This is a genomic window from Amycolatopsis heterodermiae (genome assembly GCF_034929455.1).
GTDB lineage: Bacteria > Actinomycetota > Actinomycetes > Mycobacteriales > Pseudonocardiaceae > Amycolatopsis > Amycolatopsis heterodermiae.
Window position 1 is genome coordinate 730,379 of record NZ_JAYFSI010000001.1, and the last position, 20,402, is coordinate 750,780.

The 20,402-nt window shown below is 72.6% G+C and carries 16 protein-coding genes; 6 read left to right on the forward strand and 10 right to left on the reverse strand.

The genetic code is table 11. The features are described 5' to 3' along the window. The first annotated feature begins 2 nt into the window (after positions 1 to 2). On the forward strand, positions 3 to 1,187 hold the full coding sequence (locus VA596_RS03500) for a coiled-coil domain-containing protein (protein WP_323323524.1): 1,185 nt from the start codon (positions 3 to 5) through the stop codon (positions 1,185 to 1,187). 78 nt (positions 1,188 to 1,265) lie between these two features. Here the strand turns inward: VA596_RS03500 and VA596_RS03505 are convergent, their stop codons facing one another. The 4 genes from VA596_RS03505 to VA596_RS03520 form a co-directional block, all read right to left on the reverse strand. Continuing rightward, positions 1,266 to 2,591 carry an amidase gene (locus VA596_RS03505; protein WP_323323526.1) on the reverse strand — a complete coding sequence of 442 codons (1,326 nt, stop codon included), beginning with the start codon at positions 2,589 to 2,591 and terminating at the stop codon, positions 1,266 to 1,268. Between the two features lie 25 nt (positions 2,592 to 2,616). Beyond that, on the reverse strand, positions 2,617 to 3,219 hold the full coding sequence (locus VA596_RS03510) for a helix-turn-helix transcriptional regulator (protein ID WP_323323528.1): 603 nt from the start codon (positions 3,217 to 3,219) through the stop codon (positions 2,617 to 2,619). A 77-nt stretch (positions 3,220 to 3,296) separates the two neighbouring features. After that, the gene (locus VA596_RS03515) at positions 3,297 to 3,563 is read right to left on the reverse strand and encodes a WXG100 family type VII secretion target (RefSeq protein WP_323323530.1); all 267 of its coding nucleotides are present in this window, start codon (positions 3,561 to 3,563) and stop codon (positions 3,297 to 3,299) included. A 2-nt stretch (positions 3,564 to 3,565) separates the two neighbouring features. Next, a complete protein-coding gene (locus VA596_RS03520; protein ID WP_323323532.1) occupies positions 3,566 to 3,838 on the reverse strand; it encodes a WXG100 family type VII secretion target in 273 nt (90 codons plus the stop codon). Positions 3,839 to 4,063: 225 nt separating this feature from the next. Here VA596_RS03520 and VA596_RS03525 point away from each other — a divergent pair, with 225 nt between their 5' ends. Both VA596_RS03525 and VA596_RS03530 read left to right on the forward strand, forming a co-directional pair. Continuing rightward, positions 4,064 to 7,285: a BTAD domain-containing putative transcriptional regulator gene (locus VA596_RS03525; RefSeq protein ID WP_458363999.1), complete on the forward strand. Its 3,222-nt coding sequence runs from the start codon at positions 4,064 to 4,066 to the stop codon at positions 7,283 to 7,285. 268 nt (positions 7,286 to 7,553) lie between these two features. Continuing rightward, positions 7,554 to 11,189 (forward strand): BTAD domain-containing putative transcriptional regulator, encoded by a 3,636-nt coding sequence (locus tag VA596_RS03530; RefSeq protein ID WP_323323536.1) that lies wholly within the window; start codon positions 7,554 to 7,556, stop codon positions 11,187 to 11,189. Positions 11,190 to 11,484: 295 nt separating this feature from the next. Here VA596_RS03530 and VA596_RS03535 read toward each other — a convergent pair whose 3' ends face one another. From VA596_RS03535 to VA596_RS03555, 5 genes are read right to left on the reverse strand one after another with little or no spacing between them, the layout of a single operon-like run. Continuing rightward, positions 11,485 to 12,855, reverse strand: a complete 1,371-nt coding sequence (locus VA596_RS03535) for a GH1 family beta-glucosidase (RefSeq protein WP_323323538.1) — start codon at positions 12,853 to 12,855, stop codon at positions 11,485 to 11,487. Next, positions 12,852 to 13,676, reverse strand: coding sequence for a carbohydrate ABC transporter permease (locus VA596_RS03540; RefSeq protein ID WP_323323540.1), 825 nt, complete (start codon positions 13,674 to 13,676; stop codon positions 12,852 to 12,854). Before VA596_RS03540 ends, VA596_RS03535 begins: the two co-directional genes overlap by 4 nt. Beyond that, on the reverse strand, positions 13,673 to 14,578 hold the full coding sequence (locus tag VA596_RS03545; protein WP_323323542.1) for a carbohydrate ABC transporter permease: 906 nt from the start codon (positions 14,576 to 14,578) through the stop codon (positions 13,673 to 13,675). The genes VA596_RS03540 and VA596_RS03545 overlap by 4 nt, the downstream gene beginning before the upstream one ends. A gap of 6 nt (positions 14,579 to 14,584) precedes the next feature. Further along, entirely contained in the window at positions 14,585 to 15,841 is a 1,257-nt protein-coding gene (locus VA596_RS03550; RefSeq protein WP_323323544.1) for an extracellular solute-binding protein, read from the reverse strand. A 15-nt stretch (positions 15,842 to 15,856) separates the two neighbouring features. Next, entirely contained in the window at positions 15,857 to 16,435 is a 579-nt protein-coding gene (locus VA596_RS03555; protein ID WP_323323546.1) for a helix-turn-helix transcriptional regulator, read from the reverse strand. Positions 16,436 to 16,614: 179 nt separating this feature from the next. Here VA596_RS03555 and VA596_RS03560 point away from each other — a divergent pair, with 179 nt between their 5' ends. Genes VA596_RS03560 through VA596_RS03570 form a run of 3 tightly spaced genes read left to right on the forward strand, consistent with a single transcriptional unit; the run spans position 16,615 to position 19,118 of the window. After that, positions 16,615 to 17,793, forward strand: coding sequence for a glycoside hydrolase family 3 N-terminal domain-containing protein (locus VA596_RS03560; protein ID WP_323323548.1), 1,179 nt, complete (start codon positions 16,615 to 16,617; stop codon positions 17,791 to 17,793). 48 nt (positions 17,794 to 17,841) lie between these two features. Next, complete coding sequence (locus tag VA596_RS03565) at positions 17,842 to 18,711, forward strand: oxidoreductase (protein WP_323323550.1); 870 nt, start codon at positions 17,842 to 17,844, stop codon at positions 18,709 to 18,711. Next, the gene (locus VA596_RS03570) at positions 18,711 to 19,118 is read left to right on the forward strand and encodes a type III secretion system chaperone family protein (protein WP_323323552.1); all 408 of its coding nucleotides are present in this window, start codon (positions 18,711 to 18,713) and stop codon (positions 19,116 to 19,118) included. Before VA596_RS03565 ends, VA596_RS03570 begins: the two co-directional genes overlap by 1 nt. Here the strand turns inward: VA596_RS03570 and VA596_RS03575 are convergent. After that, positions 19,096 to 20,397: an MFS transporter gene (locus VA596_RS03575; RefSeq protein ID WP_323323554.1), complete on the reverse strand. Its 1,302-nt coding sequence runs from the start codon at positions 20,395 to 20,397 to the stop codon at positions 19,096 to 19,098. The genes VA596_RS03570 and VA596_RS03575 overlap by 23 nt on opposite strands. Between the last annotated feature and the right edge of the window lie 5 nt (positions 20,398 to 20,402).

A 20,402-nucleotide genomic window follows, 5' to 3' on the forward strand; every position in this document is an offset into this window, starting at 1 on the left:
CCATGGTTCCTGAGCGCGAGAATGCCGCAAGCGCCCTCAACGGCCTGCTCCCCCTCCGTCGCGAGTACACCCAGGCTTGGCACGGCTTCGACCGGAACGAGGTGCGCCAGTACCTCGACCACGTCGAGGCCCAGCTGCGCCGCGTGGTCAGCGACCGTGACGCGGCGGTGGCGCAGACCGCCGCGGTCGCGCGCGAGCTGGAGTCCGTCCGCGGGCAGGTCGCGCAGCTGGAAGCGCGCGTCGAGGAGCTGAAGAAACCGCCGGAGCGGCTCGAGGACCTCGACGAGCGGATGCAGCGCACGGTGACGCTCGCGCAGGCCCGCGCGGACGAGATCGTCAAGCGCGCCGAAGCCGCCGCGGAGAAGACGTGGGCGGGCTCGACCGAGGCGTCGACGAAGCTGCGTGAGCGCTACTCGCGGCTCGTCACGGAGCTGGACAAGCAGGCCGACCTGCTCCATTCGGAGCACGAGAACGCGCTTTCCGAGACGCGCGCGGAGGTGCAGCGGCTCACCGTCGAGGCGGCCCAGCGGCGGGAACTGCTCGACAACGAGGCGGAGCGCAAGCGCCGGAAGCTCGAGCGCGAGTTCGAGGCGTCCCAGGCGGCTCAGAAGGCGGCGCTGGAGAAGCACGTCGCCGACCAGCGCACGGCGAGCAAGAACCAGGCCGAGCGCCGCCTCGCGGAGGCGACCACCGAGGCGAAGCGCCGGCTCGACGAGGCCACGGCCGAGGCCAAGCGCCGTCTCGACGAGGCGACGACCCAGGCGGCCCAGCGCACGACGGCGGCCAACCGCAAGGTCGAGCGCCTGGCCGAGATCCGTGAGCAGGCCCGCAAGAGCCTGGCGGCGGCCGAGGACATCCTCAACCGCAGCGAGACGCAGCTGGCCACGCTGCCCGAGGAAGCCGTGATCCCGCAGGCGTCCAAGCTGGTGGGCGGCGACGACCGCGCCGAGTCCCCGACGACCCCGGCCGCGCCGGTGGTCCCGGTGGTCCAGCCGTCGATCCCGGCCAAGACTCCGGTGCCCTCGGGGGCGACGAAGGCCGCGGTGCCCGCGAAGCAGGCGCCCCCGGCCGCGAAGCCGGGCAACAACGCCCCGGCGAAGCAGCACGGCCCGGCGACCCGCCCGGCGAACGGGAACGGCAACGGCGCCAAGCCGCTGTCCCCCGCGGCGGGCAAGCCCGGCTCCTGACCTCCTGATGTTCCGTGAAGGCCACCTTGAGGGACTCTATGTCCCTCAAGGTGGCCTTCACGGCTTTGCGGGGACGCGTCAGGCGCGGGCGGTGCGGGGCCAGGGGTTTGCCGACTCCAGCTGGGCCGCCAGGCCCAGCAGCAGCGATTCGCCGCCTGGGCGCGTGATCAGCTGGACCGACGTCGGGAGGCCGGACGACGACGCCCGGCTCACCGGGACCGAGATGGCCGGGTAGCCCGCCAGGTTCCACAGGCCCGTGAAGCCCGCCAGGCGCAGTGAGGGCACCACGTTCGCCGCCCAGCGGCGCTCGTGCCAGCGGCCCGCCTTCGCCGGCCAGTGCGAGAGCGTCGGCGTCATCAGGACGTCGTGGCCGGCGAAGAACTCCTCCGCCCGCGCGAGCCAGCGCTGCTTCGTGCGTTCGCGGATGAAGCCGGCCTTCTCGAACAGCTGCCCGAGCCGGACGTGCGTGCGGGTCCGGCGCTGCAGCCGGGAGAAGTCGAAGTCACGGGCCTGCTCGGCCGGGCCGGCGCACCAGCGGGCCGAGATGCCCAGGATCGCCGAAACGGGGTACTTGGGCGCGCCCGGTGCGACCGTGTGCCCGGCCGCCTTCAGCAGCTCCGCCGCCTGCGTCACCGCCGCGACCAGCTCGCGAGGGACCGGCGAGCGCAGCACCGGCACCGTCGTGGACGTCCCGATCCGCACCCCCGACGGCGACGGCACGGTCGCCAGCGAAGGATCCGAAGCCAGCACCGAGAGCAGCACGGCCGCGTCGGCGACCGTCGTGGCCAGTGGGCCGTGCACCGACATGCCGAACCAGCCGCCTTCGGCCAGCCGGTCCGCGCCCGGCTTCAGCCCGACCAGCCCGCACATCGCCGCCGGCAGGCGGATCGAGCCGAGGCCGTCGGTGCCGTGGGCGAGCGGGACCAGCCCGGCCGCCACCGCCGCCGCGCTGCCGCCGGACGAGCCGCCCGAGGCGTACGTCGGCTCCCAGGGGTTGCGGGCGATGCCGTCCGGGGTGTCGCTCATCGGCCAGATGCACAGCTCGGGCACGCGCGTCAGCCCGACGAGCACCGCGCCGGCCGCCCGCAGCCGGGCCGCGATCACGCCGTCCTCACCGGCCGGAGTGGACGGCCCCGCCACCGAGCCGTGCGACGCGAACTCCCCGGCGATCGCCGTGACGTCCTTGACCGCGACAGGCACCCCGGCCAGCGGAAGCGACGCGAGATCGGGCCGCGCGGCGACCTCGGCGGCGTCCGCCAGCGCCTCCTCGGCACGCACCCGGCGGAACGCGCCGACGACGCCGTCGGCGGCCGCGATCCGGTCAAGGGCTTCCCTGGTCACCTGCACCGGATCGAGCGTTCCGGCCCGCACCGACTCCGCGATCTCTGCTGCGGTCAACACCATGATCGCGACCCTAGGCGAAACCCGCTCAGATTGCGCCCGCCCGCAGCGCGTAGGCGACGGCGTGCGCGCGGTTGTTGAGTCCGCAGCGCGTCATCAGGCCGTAGAGGACGTTCTTCACGGTCCGCTCGGAATAACACAACTTCGCGGCGATTTCCTCGGTGCCGAAGCCCTCGGCGACCAGCCGCAGCACGTCGCACTCGCGCGCGGCGAGCCCGGACAGCGTCAGGCCGTTCGGCTCGAGGACGTCCCGGCGCATCCGCTGGACCTGCGACAGCAGCGCCCCCTGCAGCCGCGGCGGCAGGTTCGCCGTGCCGTCGCCCGCCGCCAGCACCGCCGTGACCAGCTCGGACCCGCCCGTCTCGCGGCGCGGCAGGATCGCCACGACGCCGCTCTCCAGCACCGCCATCAGGTCGCTCTCGCGGAAGTGCTCGACGACCAGCACGACGTGGGACGCCTTGGCCGCGCGGATCTCGCCCAGCACCGTCTCGGAGACGTGCTCCTCCATCACCAGCAGCACGTCGGGCACCAGGTCGGTGATCCGGAGATCCGGATGGGACTCCAGGAGGCTCACCGCGCCGGCGTGCGTGATCGGGTCCGAGGCGAGGACGGTCACTTCGACGGGCTTCATGGAAGCAGTGTGGACGGCGTGTCTTCACGCCCTCCCTATTCCGTCTTCACGCCGGCCAAAGCCCTGGTGAAGACGGCTCAGGCGCGGGGCTCACCGGAGCCGCGAGCCAGCTCGCAGAACGCCTCCCGCGCCCGGTCGACGCAGTCCGGCATCCGCTCCGCCGCCTTGACCCAGTCGCGCTTGGCCTGCTGGTACCGCTCCCGCGCCTCGTCCGTCCAGCCCGCCAGCCCCGGCTCCACAGTGGACTCCAGCTCGGCCAGCAGCTCGCCGATGCCGCCGGTGATCGACCCCATCCGGTCGAGCACCAGGTCGGCGAGGGTGAAGTCGAACCGCTGCCGGGACACCGTCACGTCCCGCCCGGCCCGCCGGACCGCTGCGCCGGCACCCGGCCGCCGGTGGCCTCCAGCAGCCACGCGAGCCGGGTGAGGATCACGTCGAACTCCTGCTCCCAGTCGTTCATCGCCTGACCGAACCGCACCGAGGCCTCGCCGCGCCACGCCGCCTGCAGCGTCGCCATCTCGCTGTTGACGTCGCGGAGCTGGGAGTTCGCGGCCTCGATGGCGGACGCGAAACGCGCGGCGGCACGCTTCATGTCGTCCGTCGGGGCGGCTGAACTCATTCGTGGCTCCTCACGTGTCCGGCATCCGAGAGTGGCGTACCGGGCAGCCGAACGAAACCCCGCCCGACGGCCGTTGCCCGAATGTCCGCCATCCTTGCCTGCGGGTTCACGACCGCCGCGTATGCTCACCTCAGGCATCCGGCGCGTGACGATCCGTCAGCGCACGAAGGGAGACCGATGTCGGCTGCGGACAGCGCCGCACCGAGACTCCGCTTGCTGGGCCCAGTGCAGGCTTGGCAAGGCGAAACGGAGCTCGATCTCGGCTCCGCGCACCGTCGCACGGTCCTCGCCGCACTGGCGATGAACCCGAACCGCACGGTCTCGCGCGAGGAGCTGATCGACGCGGTCTGGGGCGAGGCGCCCCCGCAGAGCGCGCAGGGTTCGATCTACACGTACGTCTCGGGGCTGCGGCGGGCGCTCGAGCCCGACCGCGCCAAGGGCACCGGCCCGCAGCTGCTCGCGTCGATCGGGTCCGGCTACTCGCTGTGCCTGGACGCCGAGGCGATCGACGTCCACCGGTTCGAGTCCCTGCGCGAGCAGGCGCAGCGGCAGCAGTCCGCGGGCGACCTGCGCGGCGCGCGCGAAACCCTCGACGAGGCCTTGAGCCTGTGGCAGGGCGTGCCGCTGTCCGGCCTGCCCGGGCCGTTCGCCGCCGCCCAGCGCGCGCGGCTCGGCGAGGTGCGGCTGGCGACGATCGAACGCCGGGCCGAGATCGTGCTGGAGTCCGGCGGGCACCACGAGCTCGTCGCCGAGCTGACCGCGTTGACCCGCGAGCACCCCTTCCGCGAGACGCTGCGCGGCCTGCTCATGCGCGCGCTCGCCCGGTCCGACCGGCGGACCGAGGCGATCGCCGTCTACACCGACGTCCGGGACAAGCTCGTCGAGTCGTCGGGCACCGAGCCGGGCCCGGCACTGCGGCGGCTGTACGAGGAGTTGCTGGAGAAGCCGGCCGAGCCGCCGGCCCGGAAACCGGCGGCCCCCGCCCGCGTGACACGGTTCCCCGTCACGTCACTTCCGGAACGCACGGACGTCTTCGTCGGCCGGGACGCCGAGCTGGCGCTGCTGCGCGAGGCCGTCACCGGCCTCGCCGCCGGCACCGGCCGGTCGCTGTGGCTGGAGGGCGAACCGGGCAGCGGTCGCACCGCCCTGCTGGCCGAGGTGCTCGCCGCGGCGCAGGACGCCGACGTGAAACCCGCCTTCGCCGTCGCCGACGCGCTGGACCAGCGGTTCGCGCTGCGGCCGTTGCTGGACGCACTGGGCGTGCACCCGCGGGCCACCGACGAACGCCGGGCCGACCTCGCCGTCCGGCTCACCGAGCACCCCGGCGAGGACCCGGTCGACGGGCTGCTCGGGCTGGTCCGCGAGCTGTGCGCGGAGGGCCCGCTCGTGCTCGCGGTCGACGACCTGCAGTGGGCCGACGACACGACGTTGCGCGTCTGGCGGTACCTGAGCCGGGAGACGCGGGACCTGCCGCTGCTGCTCGTCGGCGCGTGCCGCCCGGTGCCGCGGCTGTCCGCGCTGGACGACCTGCGCGGCGAGCTCGGCGCCGACGGCACCACCGTGCTCGCGCTGCCGCCGCTGGCCGAGAGCGCCGTGCGGCAGCTCGCCACCGAGCTGGTGGGCGCGCCGCCGGGGCCCGGCCTGCAGCTGCTGGTGTCTTACGCGGCCGGAAACCCTCGCTACGTCCGGGAAGTCGTCGAAACGCTGCTGGCGCAGTCGATGATCGTGCTCGACGGCGTGCACGCGCACCTGGACGGCAACTCGTGCCAGAACATCCCGTCCCCGCTGGGCTCGCGGATCACGCTGTACCTGAGCTTCCTCTCCAGCGGCACCCGCGACACGTTGCGCTGGGCCGCGTTGCTGGGCCGCGAGTTCTCGTTGTCCGACATCGCGGTCGCCACCGAGCGGCCGCCGACGTCGCTGGTGGGCGCGGTCGACGAGGCGATCACCTCCGGAGTGCTCGTCGAGTCCGGCGACCGGGTGGCGTTCCGGCACCCGTTGCTGCGCCGGGTGCTCTACGAAAAGACGCCCGCGGCGATGCGCGTCGCGCTGCACCGGCAGCTGGCCGAGGCCTTCGCGACGGCGGGTGCGCCCGCGGACCGCGTCGCCGAGCAACTCGCGGCGGCCCCGGCCCAGGTCGACCCGTGGGTCGTCACCTGGCTGCTGGAGAACATCGGCACGGTCGCCACCGAAACCCCGCGCATCGCGGTGGACCTGCTGCGCCACGCCGTCACGCAGGGCGCGCTGCAGCCGGAGGCAAGGGAAACGCTTACCGCGACCTTGGCACGGTTGCTGTTCTGGCTCGGCCGCGAGCCCGAGGCCGAGGCGCGCTCGGTCGTCGCGCGGACGTCGGACAGCAGGCGCGCGGCCGAGATGCGCTGGATCCTGGCCTACATCTACTACCGCCGCGGCGATTTCGCCGAGGCGACGGCCGAGGTGAAGCGGACCCTCGACGACGCCGACGTCCCGGAGATGTGGCGCGGGCGGCACGAGTCGCTGCTGACCACGCTGGAACGACTGGGTGACGACCCGGGCGCGGTCCTGGTGCCCGCCGGGCTGCACCCGCTGGACGACGCCGCGCTGTCCGTGCCGAACCTCGACAGCCTCGACGAAGCCGCCGAGCCCCTCGACGCCGCCCGCCGCCTCGCCGCGACCCGCGCGGTGCCGGGCGAGATGCACCTGGCCGGCGCGGTGCACTACTACTGGCTGGGCCGCTGGCCGGAGGCGCTGGCCGAGCTGGACGCGGTGATCCGCGACGGCGCGGAAACCGCTTCCTACGTCCTGCGGAGCCCGGGTTCGGCGCTGCTCGTGCACGGCGTCGGCGCGCTGATCGCCGGCCACCGCGGCGAGCCGGAGCAGGCCAGGACGCACCTCGACGCGGCGGGACGGCAGCAGTGGCCGAAGGGGATCGAGCCCGACGGCGGGGACTTCCTGCTCGCGGCGCAGTCGTTGCTGGCCGAGCAGGACGGCCGTCCGGAGGCGGCGCTGGCGGCGCTTTTGCCGCTGCTGGAGGAGAACTACCCGCCGGCCGCGCGGCACCAGTGGCTGCCCGACCTGGTCCGGCTCGCCGGGCAGCTCGGCGACCAGCAGCACGCGCACCAGGCGTTGCGGCTGCTCGAGCCCGAGGGTGACGTGCCGCCGGCCCACGCGGCCGCGGCCGCGCACTGCCGGGGCCTGGTCACCGGCGACCCGGAACCGGTGCTGACGGCGGCCGAGCACTACCGCGCGGCGGGCCGGCTGCTCAAGCAGGCCAAGGCGACCGAGGACGCGGCGATCCTGCTGGCCGAGTCCGGCCGCCTGGACGACGCGAGGACGGCGTTCCGGGCGGCGCTGACGGGGTACACGGGCATGGGCGCGGTCTGGGACGTCCGGCGCGCGGAGTCCCGGATGCAGCCCTTCGGGATCCGGCGGGCGAACCCGGTCCGTTCCCGCGCCGCCGGCGAGTGACACTGACGCCTTTGGTGTCCCACAACGGATCCGGCCTTCTCAAGACGCGAGCCGCCTCCGCGGGCACAGTCGTCCCGAGGCCCTGACCTGGGCCGTCTACCAGGGCATACGCCGCTGAGGCCCATTCGCACGAAAACCCCGCGATTCCGCCGCCGGGGCGTGATCCCGGGCTTGCCGGATCAGTAAGCTCCCCTCCAAGAGTGACCCCGATCGGGTGTTGCCACTTCAGTAAGCTCGGTTGAGAAGTCGGTACCGAGAACGGAACGACATGCCAGGGGATGCGGACACCGGTCTGCGGGTGGGCGTGCTCGGCCCGCTGCGGGCCTGGCGCGGGGAGGCCGAAATCGGCCTCGGCCCCGCTCGTCAGCGCGCGATCTTCGCGGTGCTCGCGGTCAACGCCGGCCGTCCCGTCCCGCGCGCCGAGCTGATCGCCGGCGTCTGGGGCGACTCCGCGCCCGCGAGCGTCGAAGGCAGCGTCCACACCTACGTCTCGGGCCTGCGGCGGGCGCTGGAACCGGACCGGTCGCGCTGGTCGGCGTCGAGCCTGCTCGTGTCGGAAACCGCCGGGTACTCCTTGCTGCTCGGCGAAGACGCGCTGGACTCGGCCCTCTTCGAACGGCACCGCGAACTCGCGCAGCAGCACCTCGACCGGGGTGACCCGCGCGCCGCCGTCACCGAGCTGGACGCCGCCTTGGCGCTCTGGCAGGGCGAAGCGCTTTCCGGGGTCCCGGGCGGGTTCGCCGAGCGGCACCGCGAATACCTCGCCGAGCTGCGGCTGGGCACGCTGGAGCGGCGGGCCGAGGCGCTGCTCGCCCTCGGCGGTCACCTCGACCTGGCGCCCGAGCTCGCCGTGCTCGCCGGGGAGCACCCGCTGCGGGAGTCGCTGCGCGAGTCGCTCATGGTCGCCCTCTACCGCAGTGGCCGGCACGCCGACGCCCTCGACGTCTTCCGCGACGCCCGCACGACGCTGATCGGCGAGCTGGGGGTCGAGCCCGGACCGGCGTTGCAGCGGCTCCAGCAGCAGATCCTCGCCCAGGATCCGGCGCTCGACGCGCCCGCGGCGGTCGCCCCGGTCCCGGTGCCGCGGCACCGGCTTTTCGGTCGGGAGACAGAAACCTCGCGGCTCGCGGAGCTCGTCGCCGACGTCCGGGGCGGGCGCGGCCGGGCCGTGTGGATCGAGGGCGAGGCCGGGATCGGCAAGTCCGAGCTGCTCACCAGCGCCTTGGCCGCCGGCCCCGGGTTCCAGCTCCTCTGGGCGGCCGCCGACGAGCTGAGCACCCGGTTCCCGCTGCAGGTGATCCTGGAGTGCCTGGCGATCGACGCGCACTCGCCCGACCCGCGGCGCGCGCGGGTGGCGAAGGAGCTCGCGGGCGAGGGGCCGGTGCGCCGCAGCTGGGGCCCGGCCGACCCGGTGCTCGGCGCCGTCGACCGGCTGCTGGCCCTGGTCGACGAGCTCTGCGCGCAGACCCCGCAGGTGCTGGTGGTCGACGACCTGCAGTGGGCGGACGAGGCGTCCGTGCTGGTGTGGCACCGGCTCTGCGCGGCGACGCGGCAGCTGCCCCTGCTGCTGGTGGCCGCGACCCGGCCCGCGCCGGACCGCGCCGAGCTCGCGCAGCTGCGTCGCGGTGTCCTGGCCCGCGACGGCGTCGTGCTCGACCTCACGCCGTTGAGCGGCGACGACGTCGGACGGCTCATCGAGGACCAGATCGGCGCGCCACCCGGGCCCGGCCTGCGCGAGCTGGCCGCCCGTGGTGCCGGAAACCCGTTGTACGTCAAGGAGATGGTCGACGTCCTGCTGCGCGCCGGCGCGGTCGAGGTGACCGGCGGCGAGGCCGACGTCGACGATCCCGAGGAGTTCGAAGCGCCGCAGTCGCTGGTCGCCGCGGTCGACCGGCGGCTCGACTTCCTGCCCGCGCGGACGCAGGAGGTGCTGCGCTGGGGCGCGTTGCTGGGCATGGAGTTCGCCGTCGGCGACATCGCGGCGGTGCTCGGCTCCCGGCCGTCGGACCTGCTGGAGCCGCTCGAAGAAGCCGTCGCGGCGAACGTCCTCATCGACACCGGCACGCAGCTCGCGTTCCGGCATCCCCTGCTGCGCCAGGCGTTGTACAACCGGCTGCTGCCCGGGACGCGGGCGGCGCTGCACCGGCAGGCGGCCGAGGCGCTGGCCCGGATCGGCGCCCCGGTCAAGCGCGTCGCCGAGCAGCTCGTGGCCGCACCGGCCACAGTGGACGAATGGGTGCTCGACTGGCTGGCCGGGCACCACGCGGCCGTGTCGAACCGGGCGCCGCTGATCGCCGTCGAACTGCTCGAACGCGCGCTGGCCGACGGCGCGAGCGACGACCCGCGCCGCGAAGTCCTGCTGGTCGCGCTGGTGAAGGTCCTGTTCCGGCTGGAGCGCAACCCGGAATCCCTTGCCCAGCAGGCCCTCGAGGTCGCCACCGAGCCGGACGCCGTCGAGGAGATGCGGCACGTGCTCGCCGCGCTGCAGCACCGCCGCGGGGACACCGAAGGCGCGGTCATGACGCTCGGCGCGTCCGCCGACGACCCGGCGGTGCCGGAGCTCTGGCGCGGCCGGCACCGGCAGCTGCTGGCGAACTTCCGCCGCGGCGATCTGTCCGATTTGGACACCGCGGAGAAGGCCGCGCGCGAGACGAAGGCGCAGTCCGGCGGCGACCACTACCTGACCGCGCACGCGCTGCAGTCGTTGTGGCTGGTGGACTCGGTGCGCCGCGAGCACGACAGCGCGCTCGAGCACATCGACGCGGCGATCGACGCCGTCGGCGACGAGCACGAGCTGGCCGACCTGCACCTGGACCTGCTCGACAACCGCGTCTTCACGCTTCAGAACCTCGACCGGCTCGCCGAGGCGGGCGAAGCGCTGCGCACGGCGGGCGAGGTCGCGGCCCGGCACGCGATGCCGGTCGGGCTGCAGGTGTCCGTCGCGGTGCACCGGTACTGGGAGGGGCGCTGGGACGAGGCCCTGGTCGAGCTGGACACCGTCACCGAGGACGGCCCGGCGATCACGTTCTACGGCCTGCGCGAACCCGGCCCGGCGGCGCTGCTGCTGCACGGCGTAGCGGCCCTGATCGCCGGCCGCCGCGACGACCGAGCCCAAGCGGCGGCGCACCTCGACGCGGCGGAGGAGTACGCCCCGGCGACCGGCGCCGAGCGTGAGAGCTTCGACTTCCTGCTGGTCGCCGACGCCCTCGCGGCCGAGCAGCGCGGCGACCGGGCGAAAGCGCTGCAGGTGCTCGAGCCGATCCTGAACCCGACGTACGCGCAGATGATGCTGCGGCACCAGTGGCTCCCGGCGTTCGTCCGGCTGGCGATGGAGCAGGACGACCGCGAACGCGCGTTGCGGGCGCTGGACGTCTGCGAGGAGGAGGCGGCGAAGGAACGCCGCCCGGCGCGGGCGCACGCGGCGGTGTCGTGGTGCCGCGGCCTGATCGAGGAGGACCCGCGGCCGGTGCTGGACACGGCCGAGCACTTCCGCGCGGTCGGCCGCCGCCCGGAACTGGCGGCGGCCCTGGAGGACGGCGCGGTGCTGCTGGCCCGCGCCGGCCGCCTGGACGCGGCCCAGGCGGCGTTCGAGGAGGCGGCCGAGCTGTACACGGCGCTGTCGGCCCGCTGGGACCTGCGCCGGGCGGAGACGCGCCTGCGCCGGCTGGGCGTCCGCCGCGGCGCGCTGTTCTCCCCGATCCGCCCGGGCCACGGCTGGGAGTCCCTCACCCCGATCGAGGTCCGCATCGCCAGCCTGGTCGCGGAGGGCCGCTCGAACCCGGACATCGCGGCGGAGCTGTCCCTGCCGCGCCGCACGGTGCAGGCCCACGTGGCGCGTCTCCTGGGCAAGCTGGAAACCCCGTCCCGCTCGGGCGTGGCGGACGCCTTCCGCCAGCGCACCTGACCCGACCCCGTGTCGTCCGCCCAGGTACGCGTGTCGTCCGCCTGGGTACGCGAGTCGTCCATCCAGGTACGCGAACCGGCCGTGCCGGTACGGCGATCGACGTCGTGTCGACCCTCCAATCACACGTGTCGGCTCGGCAATCACACGTGTCGACCTTTCAGGCCCACGCGGCCGGGTGCGGGCCCCGTGGGCGACGTGATCAGGAGGTCGACTCGCGTGATTGAAGGGTCGACTCGCGTGATTGGGAGGTCGACACGCGTGATTCAAGGGTCGACACGAGTGTCTGGAGGGTCGGTCAGGTGGGCAGGGCGTTGGACTTCGCGATGCGGCCCAGGTGGATGCCGGAGTCCTTGACCGTACGGATCTGGGTGTCGAAGTCGACGTGGACCAGGCCGAACCGTTGCGAATAGCCCATCGCCCACTCGAAGTTGTCCAGCAGGGACCACGCGAAGTAGCCGCGGACGTCCGCGCCCGCGCGGATCGCGTCGTGGACCGCTCGGACGTGGGAATCCAGGTAGGCGACCCGGTCGGTGTCGTGGACCCGGCCGTCGACCACTTCGTCCACAAAGGACGCGCCGTTCTCGGCCACCACCAGCGGCAGGCCGCCGGATCGGGTGGAAATCCAACCGAGGAGCGAAGTCAGGGAGGAAGGTGTCTGCTCCCAGCCGAACGCCGTCAGCGGCGGGACGGCCGGGAGCACGTCCAGGCCCCGCAAGCCCGGCAGCGGGCAGTTGCTCGGTGCCAAGGGATCCGCAAGCGGCGTCACCCGAGCCGGGGCGTAGTAGTTCACGCCCAGCCAGTCGATGGCCGCCGCGATGACGTCCGTGTCACCGTCCAAGACGGACGCGGCGAAGCGGCCGCCGTGGTGCGCGACGTCCGCCATGACGTCCGCGGGATAGCCCTTGCCCAGCACCGGATCCAGGAAGAACCGGTTGTGGATGCCGTCGAACTTCCGGGCCGCCTCGAGATGGGCCGGCGACGAGCCGTCCGCGATCGCCGGGGCGAAGTTCAGGGCCAGTGAGAACTCGTGGCCCGGCCGCGCCTGCTCCGTCAGGGCGCGGGTCGCCAGGCCGTGGCCGAGCAGCAGGTGGTGCGCCGCGACCAAGGCCGTGTCGTAATCCTGGACGCCCGGGGCGTGCACCCCGCTGCCGTAGCCCAGGAAGGCCGCGCAGAACGGCTCGTTGACCGTCGTCCACTGGTTGACGCGGTCGCCCAGCGCGTCGTGGACCACCGCCGCGTACTCGGCGAACCGGAACGCCGTGTCCCGCGACGGCCAGCCGCCCGCGTCCTCCAGCGCCTGCGGCAGGTCCCAGTGGTACAGCGTCAGCACCGGGACGACGTCGCGGCTCAGCAGCTCGTCCACCAGCCGGTCGTAGAACGCCAGCCCGGACGACGACGGGGTCCGCCCGTCCGGCATCACCCGCGGCCACGCCACCGAGAACCGGTAGGCGCCGAGACCCAGGCCGGCCAGCAGGCCGACGTCCTCGGGGTAGCGGTGGTAGTGGTCGCAGGCGACCTCGCCGGACGCGCCTTCGAGGACCTTGCCCTCGGTCGCCGCAAAGGTGTCCCAGATGGACGGTCCTCTACCGCCTTCGGTGACGCCGCCCTCGACCTGGTACGACGCGGTCGCCGCGCCCCACAGGAAGCCCGCCGGAAACTCGGTCATACTGGCGCCCCTTTCAGGATCCCCCGGACGATGTAGCGGCCGAGCAGCAGGAACAACACGATGACGGGAAGCACGCCCACGGTCGCCCCGGTCAGCATCAGCGCGTAATCGGTGTAGTAACCGCTGGCCAGCTGCGACAACGCGACCTGCACCGTCGGCGTCTCGTTCGGGTCGAGTACCACCAGCGGCCAGAAGTAGTCGTTCCACGTCGCCATGAACGTGAGCATCGCGAGCACCGCGGCCTGCGGGCGCAACGCGGGCACCGCCACGTGCCAGTACGTGCGCAGGATCGAGCAGCCGTCGACTGTCGCGGCGTCGACCAGGTCGGGGCTGATCGCGTTTTCGCAGGCCTGCCGCATCCAGAACACGCTGAACGCGCTGACCAGCGCGGGCACGATCACCGCTTCCAGCCGGCCGTACCAGCCCAGGTCCCCGATCACGAGGTAGAGCGGGATGACGCCGAGCTGCGCCGGCACCATCGCCGACCCGACGACGAGCAGGAACAGCGTGTTGCGCCCCCGGAACCGCAGCCGCGCGAAGGCGAACCCGGCCAGGCTGGCCAGGACCACATTGGACACCATCACCGTGCCCGAGACGATCAGCGAGTTGCCGATCGCGAGCCAGAAGTCGACGGTGTCGAACACGCGCCGCACGTTCTCGAAGAGATGGCCGCCCGGCAGCAGCAGCGGCGACGTCTCCCCGATCGCCGAATTGTCCCTTGTGGACACCACGAACGACCAGTACAGCGGGAAGATCGACGCACCGAGCACGCCGACCAGCACCGCGTACACCCAGGCACCCGGGCGCTGCCGGGCCCTCACGCCGCCCTCACGAACCGGCGCACGAGCCGGTAGTTGACCAGCGCGAACAGCGCGCAGACGACGAACAGCACCCAGGTCAGCGCAGCTGCGTAACCGGCGTCGAAATGGGTGAACCCCTTCTCGTACAAGTACATCGTGAGCGTCTGGAACTGGCGGTCGTTGCCGCCGGTCCCGCCGGACCCGCCCGAGTCGAACAGCTGCGGCTCGGCGAACAGCTGCAGGCCGTTGACCGTGCCCGCGATGGCCGTGAAGGCGAGCGCCGGGCGGATGCCCGGGACGGTGATCGACCAGAACGTCCGCCACCGCGACGCGCCGTCGAGCGCCGCGGCCTCGTACAGATCGGCCGGCACGGCCTGCATCGCGGACAGGTAGATCAGCGCGTTGTACCCGGTCCACCGCCAGAGCACCATCGACGCGACCGCGACGTGCGACGACCAGGTCGTCGCCTGCCAGTTGACCGGGGCGACGCCGAACCAGCCGAGCACCTCGTTGACCACGCCGTAGTCGCGGCTGAACAGCTGCCCGAAAACCAGCCCGATCGCGACGACCGACACGACGTTCGGCAGCAGGATCCCGGTGCGCCACCAGGTCGCGCCCCGCAGCGGCCGGTCGAGCAGCGCGGCGATCCCCAGCGACAGCAGGAACTCCGGGACGGCGGCGAGCAGGAAGATGCCGACGGTGTTGGCCAGCGCGTTGTAGAACCGCGGGTCGGTCAGCAGCTCGCCGTAGTTGGCGAGCCCGAGGTAGCCCTGGTCGCCGTCGAGCAGGTTCCAGTCGTGGAGCGACACCCAGATCGTGTAGAGCAGCGGGAACGCGCCGAACACGACGAACAACCCGAAGAAGGGCGCGATGAGCAGCAACGGCGTGACCTTGCGGTCGAGACGGGCGAGCCGGTGCTGCACTCGGAGCTACTTCAAAGCTGCTTGGGCCTGCTGGACGGCGTCCGCCCAGGCCTGGTCGACGTTTTCGGTCTTGTCCTCGATCCGCCCGAGCGCACGGCCGAACTCCGGCCGGACGTCGGCGTCGTGCAGGCCGCGGTAGTTGGGACGCAGGGAGTCGGCCGAGGCGGCGAAGATCTTCCCGATCGGCGCGTCCCCGAAGTACGGGTCCTTGTGCTCGAGGACCTGCGGGTCCTTGTAGACGGCCGGTTCGCTGGGCAGGATGCCGTCGGAGAGGAACAGCTTCTTCTGCTGCTCCGGCGCCGTCAGCCAGCGCGCCAGGTCGTACGCCTGCTGCGGGTGCTCGCTCTGCTTCGGCACGGTCAGGAACGAGCCGCCCTGGTTGCCGCTGGCGCCGGGCACGGTCGTGACGTCCCACTTGCCGCTGGTGCCGTCACCGCCGGCCTGCTTGATCTGGCTGAGCATCCACGCGGGACACGCGATCGTGGCGAACGAACCCTGCTTGATGGCCACGTTCCAGGCCTGCGTGAAGGTGGTCGCGGCCGCCGTCTGGCCCTTCTGGGCGATCCCGCCGGAGAGGAAGAAGGCGTTGCGCACCGTCGGGTTCGTGCCGCCGATGAAGGAGTCGTCCTTAGCGGCGAAGTAGTTCTCGGGTGACTGGTTCAGCATCGCCGTGTAGACGGTCCCCGCGGAGTCCGCGAACTTGACGTTCGGTGTCTTGTCGGTGAACCGCTGGGCCGTGGTGGCGTAGGCGTTCCAGTCGGGAATCAGCTTCGCGACGGCGTCGCGGTCCGTCGGCAGGCCGGCCGCCGCGAACAGGTCACGCCGGTAGCAGAGGGCGAGGCTGCCCATGTCGGTGCCGAGGCCCAGGACGAAATCGCCGTCGGTCCCCTGCGCCCACTTCCAGGGCGCCCACTGGTTTTCGAGGTCCCGTGCGCCGAAGGAGGCGAGGTCGACGAACTTGTCCTTGGCCTTCAGGTACTGCGGGATGTACTGCTCTTCGATCGCGACGACGTCGGCGGCACCGTGGCCGGTCGCGAGCTGCGTCGCGAGACCTTTGTGGTGGGTGTCGAAGTCGGTGACGCGGTTCTGCACCTCGATGTCCGGGTGCAGCTTCTGGTACTCGGCGATCAGGGGCTCGTAGCCGAACTCACCGAAGGTCGCGATGGTGAGCTTCGTCTTGCCCCCGGCGTCGCTCGGGCTGCAGGCGGCGAGCAGGGCCAGCGCGGCAGCCGCCGCGGCGGTCCGGCGGATGATCGTTCCCACGTGGGTGAGCTTCCCTCAGATCACACCCGCGCGCACGGCGTACGCGACCGCGTGCGGCCGGTTGCGCAAGTTGAGCCGGTTGGTCATGGCGTAGATGACGTTCTTCACGGTCCGCTCGGAGTAGCAGAGCTTGCCCGCGATCTCGGCAGTGTCCCAGCCTTCCGCCATCAAGCGAAGCACATCCACCTCGCGCGGCGTCAGCGACGCCCCGGTTCCGTCGTGCGCCAGGGCCTCGACCTGGTCGCGCAGCGACGTTGTGCGCCCCCGCGCGGCGGACAGCACGCTGTCGGTGAGCCGGTCGAGCGCGGTCCGCGGCAGCACGGCGGAGACGTGGCAGTCGGCCAGCAGGCCCAGGTGCGCCGGATCGACGTGCCCGGCCACCAGCACGATCGCGGCGGGCGACTCGGCGGCGGCGGCCCGCAGCGCGGTGATGACGTCACGGTCGACCTGGTTCGCGGCGAACACCAGCACGGCGGCTTCACCGCGGCGGGCGCGTGGCAGGACCAGCAGCTCGGGACGGGACCGCAGGTGGTTGATCAGCCCGGTCAGGGCGATCGGGTCGGACGCCCACGCCGCCACGCGCACCTGGTCCATCGTGCCTCCTGATCACCGTCATCGATTTTCCTGACGCCGCCCAGTCTGGTGAAACCGCCTTCACGAATTCTCTAACGTCTCTCGCGCCTTCTTCAGAAGCCTCTTCACTGGTCCTCTTCACACTGTGAAGTCAGGCCGTCGACTACCGTCATGGGGCACTCCGACGACTGAAGGGACCGATGAACCGCCGACGTCTGGCCGCCGTGGTGGCCGTCCTCTGCATCGTGGTCGTGAGCCTGCTGGTCATCGGCCTGCAGCCGCGGATCGTGTCCGGACTGGCGATCCCGCGGATGCCCCTTCCGTCAGCCCCGCCCGCGCCCGCGGCCACCCCCGCGCCCGCGCCGACCTCGGGACTCGCGCGTCCGGGCGACTGCGCGTCGCTGGTGAAGAGCCTCGACGTCCGACGGCAGGTCGCCCAGCTCGTCGTCGTCGGCGTGACCGGGGACAACCCGGCTTCGACGGTGTCGCTGGTGCGTGACAACCAGGTCGGCGGGATCTTCATCGGGGGTAACGCAACAGCGTTGTTGAAAGATCACTCACTTGACGCGGTGCAGGGCGTCGCGAAGCTCCCGGTGGCCGTCTCGGTCGACGAAGAGGGCGGCCGCGTCCAGCGCATCGACGATCTCGACGGGGACATGCCGTCCGCGCGGGAGATGGCGAAGACGAAGACGCCGGACCAGGTCCGCGGCATCGCCGCCGACCGCGGCCGTCAGCTGAAGGCCCGGGGCGTCACCGTGGACTTCGCGCCCGACACCGACGTCACGGACGCGCCGGACGACGACGTGATCGGCGACCGGTCCTTCAGCCCCGACCCGGCCCGCGTGAAGGCGTACGCCACGGCGTTCGCGGCCGGCCTGCGTGACGCGGGCATCCAGCCGGTGCTGAAGCACTTCCCCGGCCACGGCCACGGATCGGGTGATTCCCACAAGGGCACCGTCGTCACGCCGCCGCTGGCCCAGCTGCGCGCGGTCGACCTCGCGCCCTACCGGAACATCGCCGACTACGGCCCGGTCGCGGTGATGGTCGGCCACCTGGACGTGCCGGACTTGACGAACGGCGTCCCGGCGTCACTTTCACCGCCCGCGTACCAGTTGCTGCGCGGCGAATTCCGCTTCACCGGGCCGATCCTGACCGACGACCTCGGCGCGATGAAGGCGATCACGGCCCAGTATTCGCTGCCGGACGCGGTCCTGAAGGCCCTCGAAGCCGGCGCGGACCAGGCGTTGTGGTCGTCGGGCGGGCGCGTCAACGAGGTGCTGGACCGGCTGGAGAAGGCCGTCGCCTCCGGCGAGCTGCCGCAGACGCGCGTCCAGGAGTCGGTGACGCGGGTGCTGCGCGGCAAGGGCGTCTGCGGCTGAGCCGGATCGTCCCTAGACTCCTTCGCGGCACCTACGGCAAGGAGTGACATGTCCGATCTGGGCGGTACTTTCTCCCTCGGGGGAGAACTTCCCGTGACCCGCATGGGGTACGGCGCGATGCAGCTGGCCGGGCCCGGCGTGTGGGGACCGCCGAAGGACCACGGCACCGCGGTGGCCGTGCTGCGCGCGGCCGTCGAAGCCGGGGTCACCCACATCGACACCAGCGACTACTACGGCCCGCACACGGTGAACGCCGTGATCAAGGAAGCCCTGCACCCGTACCCCGAAGACGTCCACCTGGTGACGAAGGTCGGGGCGCGCCGCAGCGAGGACAAGGGGTGGCCGGCCGCGCTGTCGGCCGACGAGCTCACCCAGGCGGTGCACGACAACCTGCGGAACCTGGGCCTCGACGCGCTCGACGTCGTCAACCTGCGGCTCAGCGACGCGACCGGCGGCTACCCGGTGGCGATGTCGCTCGCCGAGCCGTTCGGGGTTCTGGCAGAGCTGCGGGAGAAGGGGCTGATCCGGCACCTCGGCGTCAGCCACGTCACCGCCGAGCAGCTCGCCGAAGCGCGGGCGATCGCGCCGGTCGTGTGCGTGCAGAACCAGTACAACCTGGCGCACCGGGAGAACGACGCGCTCGTCGACCAGTGCGCCGCCGAGGGCATCGCCTTCGTGCCGTACTTCCCGCTCGGCGGCTTCAGCCCGCTGCAGTCGGGGATCCTCGACGACTGCGCGGCCCGCCTCGGCGCGACGCCGATGCAGGTCGCGCTCGCGTGGCTGCTGCAGCGCTCGACGTCGATGCTGCTCATCCCGGGCACGTCCTCGCTGGAGCACCTGCGCCATAACCTCGCCGCGGCGGACCTCGCGCTGCCGGCGGACGTGCTGGCCGACCTCGACCGGATCGGAGTCATCTGATGGCGGACTGGGGCGATCTGGTCGCCTACATCAGGCAGGCGTACCGGGTGGTGCGCGACGAGCCCGACGAGATCCGCATCCGGCTGGTCTTCGGCGACGACCCGGACACCGAGCAGCGGGCCCAGATCGTCGTGATCGCGCGCGAGATCCTCGACCAGCGCGAGGACTGGGTCCAGATCGCGACGCCGTTCGCCCGGCACGACGAGGTCGACCTCCTCGAGGTGCTGACCGAGGTCGGCGAGTCGACCGTCGTCGGCGGGCTCGCGGTGATGGGCGACCACATCGTGCTGCGGCACTCGCTGCCGCTGGTCAACCTGGACATCAACGAGTTCATCGATCCGCTGGAGCTGGTCGCCGGTGCGGCCGAGCTGCTGGAGCAGCAGTTCACGGGGCGGGACGACTACTGAGCATCGGGGTCACGGCGACCGCGGCGGCGCAAGTGAGTACGGCCGCGAGGCCGAGCGCCGCGGTCGCCGCCCCGCTGCTCAGGTAGAGCCCGCCCAGCAACGCGACCCCGAGCGTGCCGCCGAGTTGCTGCACGGCGTTGAGCAGTCCGGCCGCCGAACCCGTTTCGTGCGGCCGGACGCGGTGCAGGGCCGTGCTGAAGAACGGCACGGTGAACGTCCCCATCCCCAGGCCGCACAACGCCATCGCGCCGAGCAGCGGCCACGGGTAACCGCCGAGCGCGCCGAGCAACCCGGCCAGCAGCAGCGCGAGACCGGCGTACATCACGCGCGCGCCGAACCGCGGCACCAGCCACGTCCCGGCGAACCACGACGAGACGGCGAGACCGGCCGACAGCGGCAGCAGCGTCAGGCCGGCGGTGCGGACGTCCACGCCGAGGCCGAGCTGCAGCTGCATCGGCACCACCTGCATCAGCCCGGTCATCACGGCGAAGAACAGCAGTGACCCGGCGAGTGCGGCCGGGAAACCGCGGTGGGCGAACAGGCTCGGCTCGACCAGCGGCGCGCGCGTCCGGCGCTGGTGGACGGCGAAGACCACGAGGATCGCGGCGCCGACGGCCAGCAACGGCGTCTCGCCGGGCTGGATCAGCGGGTACACCAGCAAACCGGTGCCCGCGACGACGAGCAGGGTGCCGACGACGTCGAGCTTCGGCCGGGTTTCCGCGCGGTCCTCTCGGAGGAGCCTGCTCGCGAGGAGGACGGCGAGGCCGAGCGGGACGTTCACCAGGAACACCGCCCGCCACGACACCGCTTGCGTCAGCAGCCCGCCGAGCAGCGGGCCGGAGACGGCGGACAGGCCCATCACCGGGCCGATGGTGCCGAGGGCCTTCGCGAGCTCGTCGCCGTCGAAGAGCACGCGGATCAGGCCGATGGTCTGCGGGATGATCAGCGCGGCCGCCGCGCCCTGCACCACGCGGGCGCCGATGAGCAGGCCCGCTTCGGGGGCGGCCGCGCAGGCGAGGGAGGCGAGCACGAACCCCGTCACGCCGATCTTGAACACCTTGGCGCGGCCGAGGACGTCGCCGAGGCGGCCGCCGGTGATCAGGAGGACCGCGAACGGCAGCGTGTAGGCCGCGCTGAACCACGGGACGTCGGCGGCCGGGCCGGGCAGGTGGGCGTGGATCACCGGGCCGGCGACCTGGACGATCGTCGCGTCGAGCAGGTTCATCGCCTCGGCGGTGAGCAGCACGGCGAATGCGGCCCAGCGGGTCTTGGTCAGCATGCCGC

Excerpts from the sequence above, each read along its gene's own strand:
- VA596_RS03500 (WP_323323524.1), top strand. The coding sequence starts at position 3 with ATGGTTCCTGAGCGCGAGAATGCCGCAAGCGCCCTCAACGGCCTGCTC.
- VA596_RS03505 (WP_323323526.1), bottom strand. The coding sequence starts at position 2,591 with ATGGTGTTGACCGCAGCAGAGATCGCGGAGTCGGTGCGGGCCGGAACG.
- VA596_RS03510 (WP_323323528.1), bottom strand. The coding sequence starts at position 3,219 with ATGAAGCCCGTCGAAGTGACCGTCCTCGCCTCGGACCCGATCACGCAC.
- VA596_RS03520 (WP_323323532.1), bottom strand. The coding sequence starts at position 3,838 with ATGAGTTCAGCCGCCCCGACGGACGACATGAAGCGTGCCGCCGCGCGT.
- VA596_RS03530 (WP_323323536.1), top strand. The coding sequence starts at position 7,554 with ATGCCAGGGGATGCGGACACCGGTCTGCGGGTGGGCGTGCTCGGCCCG.
- VA596_RS03535 (WP_323323538.1), bottom strand. The coding sequence starts at position 12,855 with ATGACCGAGTTTCCGGCGGGCTTCCTGTGGGGCGCGGCGACCGCGTCG.
- VA596_RS03555 (WP_323323546.1), bottom strand. The coding sequence starts at position 16,435 with ATGGACCAGGTGCGCGTGGCGGCGTGGGCGTCCGACCCGATCGCCCTG.
- VA596_RS03560 (WP_323323548.1), top strand. The coding sequence starts at position 16,615 with ATGAACCGCCGACGTCTGGCCGCCGTGGTGGCCGTCCTCTGCATCGTG.
- VA596_RS03565 (WP_323323550.1), top strand. The coding sequence starts at position 17,842 with ATGTCCGATCTGGGCGGTACTTTCTCCCTCGGGGGAGAACTTCCCGTG.
- VA596_RS03570 (WP_323323552.1), top strand. The coding sequence starts at position 18,711 with ATGGCGGACTGGGGCGATCTGGTCGCCTACATCAGGCAGGCGTACCGG.
- VA596_RS03575 (WP_323323554.1), bottom strand. The coding sequence starts at position 20,397 with ATGCTGACCAAGACCCGCTGGGCCGCATTCGCCGTGCTGCTCACCGCC.